This is a genomic window from Burkholderia sp. BCC1640, from assembly GCF_902833125.1.
GTDB classification, from domain to species: domain Bacteria; phylum Pseudomonadota; class Gammaproteobacteria; order Burkholderiales; family Burkholderiaceae; genus Burkholderia; species Burkholderia diffusa.
Genome location: NZ_CADFEF010000016.1, coordinates 177,042 through 183,844 on the forward strand (window position 1 = coordinate 177,042; position 6,803 = coordinate 183,844).

The 6,803-nt window shown below is 65.7% G+C and carries 10 protein-coding genes; 5 read left to right on the forward strand and 5 right to left on the reverse strand.

Annotated features, from left to right (window positions below; all coding sequences use genetic code 11):
- Nucleotides 1–5 precede the first annotated feature (5 nt).
- Together HWX25_RS19070 and HWX25_RS19075 are read right to left on the reverse strand one after the other, a co-directional pair.
- Complete coding sequence (locus HWX25_RS19070; RefSeq protein ID WP_175909703.1) at nt 6–497, reverse strand: GNAT family N-acetyltransferase; 492 nt, start codon at nt 495–497, stop codon at nt 6–8.
- Between the two features lie 127 nt (nt 498–624).
- Entirely contained in the window at nt 625–1,491 is an 867-nt protein-coding gene (locus HWX25_RS19075) for a pirin family protein (protein WP_059523692.1), read from the reverse strand.
- A gap of 110 nt (nt 1,492–1,601) precedes the next feature.
- Between HWX25_RS19075 and HWX25_RS19080 the strand changes: the two genes are divergently transcribed.
- Nucleotides 1,602–2,519 carry a LysR family transcriptional regulator gene (locus tag HWX25_RS19080; protein ID WP_175909705.1) on the forward strand — a complete coding sequence of 306 codons (918 nt, stop codon included), beginning with the start codon at nt 1,602–1,604 and terminating at the stop codon, nt 2,517–2,519.
- 114 nt (nt 2,520–2,633) lie between these two features.
- On the forward strand, nt 2,634–3,137 hold the full coding sequence (locus HWX25_RS19085; RefSeq protein WP_175909707.1) for a GAF domain-containing protein: 504 nt from the start codon (nt 2,634–2,636) through the stop codon (nt 3,135–3,137).
- Between the two features lie 74 nt (nt 3,138–3,211).
- Here the strand turns inward: HWX25_RS19085 and map are convergent, their stop codons facing one another.
- Both map and HWX25_RS19095 read right to left on the reverse strand, forming a co-directional pair.
- Nucleotides 3,212–4,018, reverse strand: a complete 807-nt coding sequence (gene map, locus HWX25_RS19090) for a type I methionyl aminopeptidase (RefSeq protein ID WP_059523698.1) — start codon at nt 4,016–4,018, stop codon at nt 3,212–3,214.
- Nucleotides 4,018–4,254 (reverse strand): ParD-like family protein, encoded by a 237-nt coding sequence (locus tag HWX25_RS19095; protein ID WP_059816013.1) that lies wholly within the window; start codon nt 4,252–4,254, stop codon nt 4,018–4,020. The genes map and HWX25_RS19095 overlap by 1 nt, the downstream gene beginning before the upstream one ends.
- Before the next feature lie 149 nt (nt 4,255–4,403).
- Between HWX25_RS19095 and HWX25_RS19100 the strand changes: the two genes are divergently transcribed.
- The 3 genes from HWX25_RS19100 (at nt 4,404) to HWX25_RS19110 (ending at nt 6,378) form a co-directional block, all read left to right on the forward strand.
- Nucleotides 4,404–5,063 (forward strand): helix-turn-helix domain-containing protein, encoded by a 660-nt coding sequence (locus HWX25_RS19100; RefSeq protein ID WP_175909709.1) that lies wholly within the window; start codon nt 4,404–4,406, stop codon nt 5,061–5,063.
- Nucleotides 5,060–5,608, forward strand: a complete 549-nt coding sequence (locus HWX25_RS19105) for a GNAT family N-acetyltransferase (protein ID WP_175909711.1) — start codon at nt 5,060–5,062, stop codon at nt 5,606–5,608. The genes HWX25_RS19100 and HWX25_RS19105 overlap by 4 nt, the downstream gene beginning before the upstream one ends.
- 221 nt (nt 5,609–5,829) lie before the next feature.
- Nucleotides 5,830–6,378: a hypothetical protein gene (locus HWX25_RS19110; RefSeq protein ID WP_059816016.1), complete on the forward strand. Its 549-nt coding sequence runs from the start codon at nt 5,830–5,832 to the stop codon at nt 6,376–6,378.
- A 213-nt stretch (nt 6,379–6,591) separates the two neighbouring features.
- On the opposite strand, the gene HWX25_RS33300 is transcribed toward HWX25_RS19110, so the two are convergent.
- Nucleotides 6,592–6,803: hypothetical protein (locus HWX25_RS33300; RefSeq protein WP_208457048.1), on the reverse strand; the 212-nt coding region annotated here is incomplete at its 5' end.

Below are 6,803 nucleotides of genomic sequence, written 5' to 3' on the forward strand. Positions count from 1 at the left end.
GCGCGTCAGCCGCGCGCGCTGGTCATCCACACGTGCGGGATGCCGTCCTCGTCGTGCACGTCCGAGCTCGGCGCGAAACCGAATGCCCCATAGAAGCGCTGCAGATGGGCCTGTGCATGCAGGCTCACCTGCGTATCCGGCCACTGCGCGCGGATGTGCTCGAGCGCGCGCGACAGCAGCGCGTTGCCGAGGCCCGCGCCGCGAAACGGTGCGGTCGTCAGCACGCGGCCGATGCGCACGTCGGTGTGCTGCGCATCCGGCAGCAGCACGCGCAGATAGCCGGCGAGACGGCCCGCTGGATCGTACGCGGCCAGGTGCCATGCGGCCTGATCCGCACCGTCGATGTCGCGATACACGCAGTTCTGCTCGACGACGAACACGGCGCTGCGCGCGTCGAGGATCGAATAGAGTTCACGCGCCGTCAGCGCGTCGAAGGATTTCCAGTGCCAGTCGAGATCGTCGGCGCGCGCGGAGGCGGCAGGTGCGAAAGCATTCATGGTCGGTCCTGATTCAAGCGCGCCGGCCGGCGCGCGGCAACCGTCGATTATGCCTCGAAGCGCACGCGGCACGCGTGCCGCCGCTCCGCGCATGAAAAAAAGCCCCGCGTTGCGCGGGGCCTGTCCGTCACGCCGGCATCTGGCCGAAGCGGCCGCTGTTGAAATCGTCGATCGCGGTCCGGATTTCCTCTTGCGAGTTCATCACGAACGGCCCGTAACCGACAACCGGCTCATCGATCGGCTCGCCGCTCAGAATCAGCAGCTTGGCGTCGCCGTTTGCTTCGATCTCGACGTCGCGGCCGTCGCGGCTCAGTTGCACGAACTGCGCCTCGCGGGCGACCGTCTCGCCGTTCACCAGCAACGTCCCGCTCAGCACGACCACCGCGAGCGTCCGCCCTTCGGCGATCGGGAACCGTGCACGGCCACCTGCTGCAAGCCGCACGTCCCACACGTCGATCGGCGTGTGCGTGCGGGCCGGGCCGCGCCGCCCGTCGAACTCGCCCGCGATGATCCGCGCGCGACCTGCGCCGTCCGGCAATTCGACCACCGGGATGTCCGCGTCCAGAAGCGTCTGATAACCGGGCGCCCCCATCTTGTCGGCGGCGGGCAGGTTCACCCACAGCTGCACCATCTCGAGCGGGCCGCCGCGCTTCGTGAACGCTTCCGAGTGGAATTCCTCGTGCAGGATCCCGCTCGCGGCCGTCATCCACTGCACGTCGCCCGGGCCGATCACGCCGCCCGCGCCGGTCGAGTCGCGGTGCGCGACTTCGCCGTCATAGACGATCGTCACCGTTTCGAACCCGCGGTGCGGGTGCTGGCCCACCCCGCGCGGCGCCGAAGCCGGCTCGAAGTTCGCAGGACCGGCGTAGTCGAGCAGCAGGAACGGGCTCAGGTGCATGCCGTGAGACTGATAGCTGAACATCGAACGCACCGGGAAACCGTCGCCGACCCAATGACCGCGCGGCGCACTGTACACACCCTGGATCTTCTTCATTTGCCTTCTCCGAATTGCGGCGAAACACGTGTTTCGCATCCTGAGAAGGAATATAGAGGTGGAACGATCGATCCGGTAGACTGCCAAAATCGCACTCAGCGTTCTATTTCATGAACGATAACGAACGGGATCTGAACGATCTCTATTACTTCGTGCAGGTGGTCGAGCACGGCGGCTTCGCGCCCGCCGGACGCGCGCTGAACATGCCGAAATCGAAGCTGAGCCGCCGCATCGCGCTGCTCGAAGCGCGGCTCGGGATGCGGCTGATCCAGCGCTCGACACGCCGCTTCTCTGTCACCGACGTCGGCCAGACCTATTACGCGCATTGCCGCGCGATGCTCGTCGAAGCGGACGCCGCCGACGAGGCGATCGCGCTGCTGCACGAGGAGCCGCGCGGCATCGTGCGGGTCAGCTGCCCGGTCGTGCTGCTCGATTCGCTGGTCGGCGCGATGATCGCCGCGTTCATGGTCGCGTGCCCGCGCGTGGAAATTCACCTGGAAGCGACCAACCGGCGCGTCGACGTCGTCGGCGAAGGGATCGACGTCGCGATCCGCGTGCGCCCGCCGCCGCTCGAGGACAGCGATCTCGCCCTGCGCGTGCTGGCCGAGCGCGGGCAGTGCCTCGTCGCGAGCCCCGCGTTGCTGCGCGAGCGGGGCGTGCCGGCCGTCCCCGCCGACCTGACCCGCTTGCCGAGCCTCGATCACGGCGTGCCACAGGCCACGCACGTGTGGCGGCTGCGCGGCCCCGACGGCGCGCAGGCGGAAATCCACCACCAGCCGCGGCTCGTGACGGGCGGCATGCTCGCGCTGCGCGCGGCGGCCGTCGCGGGCGTCGGCATCGTGCAGTTGCCGACGATGATGGTGCGCGACGAAGTCGCGCGCGGCGAACTGGCGACCGTGCTGCCGGACTGGGCACCGCGCCGCGAGATCGTGCACGCGGTGTTCGCGTCGCGGCGCGGGCTGCTGCCCGCGGTGCGCGCGCTGCTCGATTTCCTGGCCGAGCGGTTCGCCGAACTCGAACCTGACTGAGCGACGGCGCCCGCGAACCACGCGCTGCAAACGGGCCGTGCGTGCCGTAGACTGCGGAACGCGCATCGCGCTTTTCACAACCCCGCTGCCCACAACCCTTTTCGCATTTCAGCCATGTTCACGCTGTCCACCGACCCTCACGCCTCCAAGGCCGAACTCTATGCGACGCTCGTCGAGCAAGCACGCGCGCTCGTCGAAACGGAACGCGACCTGATCGCGAACGCCGCGAACTTCTCCGCGCTCGTCTATCACTCGCTCGACCGCCTGAACTGGGCCGGCTTCTATTTCTTCGACGGGACGGAACTCGTGGTCGGCCCGTTCCAGGGCAAGCCCGCGTGCGTGCGGATCGCGCTCGGCAAGGGCGTGTGTGGCACCGCCGCGCAGACCCGCGAGACGCAGGTCGTGCGCGACGTGCACGAATTTCCCGGCCACATCGCCTGCGATGCCGCGTCGGAATCGGAAATCGTCGTGCCGCTGGTGGCCGCCGACGGCACGCTGATTGGCGTGTGGGACGTCGACAGCCCCGTTGCCGCACGCTTCGACGACGAGGACCGCAACGGGATGGAAGCGCTCTGCCGCGTGTTCGTCGAACACGCATGGCAGAAGACGCGCAGTTGAGCCGCGCGACGCCAAATGAAAAGGCCCCGTCATGGGGCCTTTTCATTGCGCCGCTGCGTGCGGCTCACCGCGCGTCAGGCCGCGTGCGTGCCGGACAGCGCCGCGAACGCCGGCGGCGTCACATCGTCCGACAGGATCTCGAAGCCCTGCTCCGTCACGACGACCATGTGCTCCCATTGAGCGGACAGCGAATGGTCCTTCGTGACGACCGTCCAACCGTCGGCCAGCACGCGCGTGTCGCGCTTGCCCGCATTCAGCATCGGCTCGATCGTGAAGATCATCCCCGGCCGCAGCGGCACGCCGGTGCCCGGGCGGCCGTAGTGCAGCACTTGCGGCTCGTCGTGATACACGTCGCCGATCCCGTGCCCGCAATACTCGCGGACCACGCTGAACCCTTCGCGATGCGCGACCTGCTGGATCGCGTAGCCGACGTCGCCGAGCGTCGCGCCTGGACGAACCGCGCGAATGCCCGCATGCATCGCCTCGTAGGTCGTCGCGACGAGGCGACGCGCCAGTTCGCCCGGCTCGCCGACGAAGTACATGCGGCTCGTGTCGCCGAACCAGCCGTCCTTGATCACCGCGATGTCGAGATTCACGATGTCGCCGTCGCGCATCGGCCGCGACGACGGAATGCCGTGACAGACCACGTGGTTGACCGACGTGCACAGGGTTTTCGGATAACCGTGGTAGCCGATGTTCGCCGGGATCGCGCCGAGCTCGTCGACGATGTATTCGCGGCAGCGCGCGTCCAGTTCGTCGGTGGTGACGCCCGGCTTCACGTGCTCGGTGATCATCGTCAGCACTTGGGATGCCAGCTTCGCGGCCTCGCGCGACCTGGCGATTTCCGCGGCACCGCGGATCGGGATTTCGCGTCTCGCCATCATGCCACCTGCTCGATGCCGTGAGCGACCGACTCCGTCGGCCCGGCGTTGCCGCCGCGTGCTTCGGTCTCGATCAGCATCCGGCAGATATCGCCGTAGGACAGCGACGGATTGAGCTCCGCGAGCATCCCGACGCGCAGCCAGTGCTCCGCCTGTGCATTGATCGAACGGCTCAGCGCGGTACTGGTCGAGCGCAGCCGTTCGTGCATGTGCTCGGATATCTTGATGATTCCCATATGTCTCTAATTAAACGAAATATAGCCGTTTCGTATATTACGCTCGCTCCGATCTCCGGGCAAGCGCCTGGCCGCCAGCGAATCCTCGATCCGAGACGGCAGCAATTCCGTTGACATCGAATTCCAGCTTGCTGGAAAATAAATCCATCATGCAAGAATCAACCGCCACCCCCGCCGACGACACCGGCATCAACGAACGCATTGCCCGGCGCGTGCGCGACCTGCGCACGCTACGAGGCTACACGCTCGATGCGCTCGCCGCGCGTTCCGGCGTCAGCCGTTCGATGATCTCGCTCATCGAGCGTGCGTCGGCGAGCCCGACGGCCGTCGTGCTCGACAAGCTCGCGGCCGGTCTCGGCGTGTCGCTGGCCGGGCTGTTCGCCGGCGATCGCGACGACGCACCCGCGCAGCCGCTGGTGCGGCGCGCACAGCAGGCGGAATGGCGCGATCCGGCGTCCGGGTACATGCGGCGCAATCTGTCGCCGCCCGGCTGGCCGTCGCCGATCCAGCTCGTCGAGATCGATTTCCCGCCCGGCGCGCGCGTCGCGTACGACTCCGGCGGGCGCGAAAGCGCGCTGCATCAACAGGTGTGGGTCGTCCGCGGGCGCGTCGACGTCACGTTCGGCGACCAGCTTCACCAACTGCACGAAGGAGACTGTCTGGCCATGCGCGTCGATCAGCCGCTGGTTTTCAGCAACCCGTCGTCGCACGTCGCGCGCTATGTCGTCGCGATCTGCGATGCCCCCGCCGCCGTCGGCGCGCGGAATGTGTCATCCGTTCAAGGCCGACAGGCGCAGGAGCCCGTATGAATTCCCCGACACCGCGCGGCGACGTGCGCTTGATCGATTGCAGCGAGGCCGAGCATGCCGCGGCCATTCTCGAGATCCTGAACGACGCGATCGTGAACTCCACCGCGCTGTACGACTACCGGCCTCGCCCGCCGGAATCGATGGTCACGTGGTTCGCGACGAAGCGCGCCGGCGGGTTTCCGGTCGTCGGCGCGGTCGACGAATCGGGCACGCTGGTCGGCTTCGCGAGCTGGGGTACGTTCCGCGCGTTCCCGGCGTTCAAGTACACGGTCGAGCACAGCGTCTACGTCCACCGCGACCATCGCGGCCGCGGGCTCGGCGAGTTACTGCTGCGCGAGTTGATCCGGCGTGCGCGCGAGGCCGACGTGCATTTGCTGGTCGGCTGCATCGACGCGACCAACGGCGGCAGCGTCGCGCTGCATACGCGGCTCGGCTTCGTGCACTCGGGCACGATCACCGAAGCGGGCTTCAAGTTCGGCCGCTGGCTCGATGCGGCGTTCTATCAGTTGAGGCTCGACACGCCGGCACGGCCGGTCGACGGCTGACCGGCATCGCCGTTCGGGCAGCTGACCTGTCGCTCCGTCTCCTTCCGCCACGCACTGTCCTCTCCGCGAGCGGACAGGAAGTCGCCACGAGCATGACGTTCGCGGGGTGACTTCTGCTCTATGGCTCTCCCTCAGCGACATTCCGAGAATGTGCGCAGCGGGCATGTCCGCATCCCGCGGTCAACCGCTTCATTCGTCACATTCAATGAAGGAGAACAACCATGTACCAGCCTCAGGATATCGCGCCCAAAACGATCATCGGTTGGGCGGAAGGCGCGCTCGTTGAACGAAGCAAACCCACTCAATATCGCCAGACGCCCGAGCCCGTCGATTACTTTCTCGAAAAGGGCGGCTGGGAGAACGTACTGAAGCTCTGGCTGTCGAGCAAATTTCGCCAGCTTCCCGGCAATCCGACCGTGGAGTGCGAACAGGCGATCTACCAGGATCCGCATCAAGACGTCGACATCCTGATCCGCCCTGCGCTCGGCAAAGCGATTTGCATCGAACTGAAGGCGGAATCCCTCTTCCACTCCGCACGGCAGGGGCGACAGACGGTACCCCACAAATTCTTCGACGAAGTTGACTACGACATCGCAAAGCTTCATTGGGTGAAGCCGCAATATGCAGACGCGATCAAGATGGTGATCGCGGTTTGCTTCAGCATCGAAGCCGCGCAATCGATGCGCAATCACGCTTTCGAGGAAGACACCATCACGTTGGGCGAGGGTGAGAACAGCTGGCCGATCACACTTTTCTGGCGGGTCATCTGAGTGGCGCCAGCAGATCGAATTTCCAGGACGAGCCGCAAAAAAGAAAAGCCCCGCCGAAGCGGGGCTTTTCTTTTCCTACCTGGAGGCGCGAGCCGGAGTCGAACCGGCCTAAACGGCTTTGCAGGCCGTCACGACTTACACAAAATCAATCACTTATATATATTAACCACCAACATTAGCCACCTTACCAAGGCAGTAGCCGCAGATCCCGTTTTAGAACGGGATGTCGACTTCCATAGAATTCTCCAAATCAACTAAATAAATGATCTGCGAAGCGCACAGCGCCAACAGGTACTCGGTGATGTCCGCGCCGACGGAATTTTGAGCCACCGGGCCGATTGGATTTTGAGCCGGGGTGGAGACCGGTCTATAGCAGGACCGGTTGTGGATAAGTGTATGGGTTTCCGGGGTCGTTGTCCTCCTGC

Coding starts and splice junctions, on each gene's coding strand:
- HWX25_RS19075 (WP_059523692.1), bottom strand. CDS start 1,491: ATGAAGAAGATCCAGGGTGTGTACAGTGCGCCGCGCGGTCATTGGGTC.
- HWX25_RS19100 (WP_175909709.1), top strand. CDS start 4,404: ATGCAAGAATCAACCGCCACCCCCGCCGACGACACCGGCATCAACGAA.
- map (WP_059523698.1), bottom strand. CDS start 4,018: ATGGCGAGACGCGAAATCCCGATCCGCGGTGCCGCGGAAATCGCCAGG.
- HWX25_RS19070 (WP_175909703.1), bottom strand. CDS start 497: ATGAATGCTTTCGCACCTGCCGCCTCCGCGCGCGCCGACGATCTCGAC.
- HWX25_RS19095 (WP_059816013.1), bottom strand. CDS start 4,254: ATGGGAATCATCAAGATATCCGAGCACATGCACGAACGGCTGCGCTCG.
- HWX25_RS19080 (WP_175909705.1), top strand. CDS start 1,602: ATGAACGATAACGAACGGGATCTGAACGATCTCTATTACTTCGTGCAG.
- HWX25_RS19110 (WP_059816016.1), top strand. CDS start 5,830: ATGTACCAGCCTCAGGATATCGCGCCCAAAACGATCATCGGTTGGGCG.
- HWX25_RS19085 (WP_175909707.1), top strand. CDS start 2,634: ATGTTCACGCTGTCCACCGACCCTCACGCCTCCAAGGCCGAACTCTAT.
- HWX25_RS19105 (WP_175909711.1), top strand. CDS start 5,060: ATGAATTCCCCGACACCGCGCGGCGACGTGCGCTTGATCGATTGCAGC.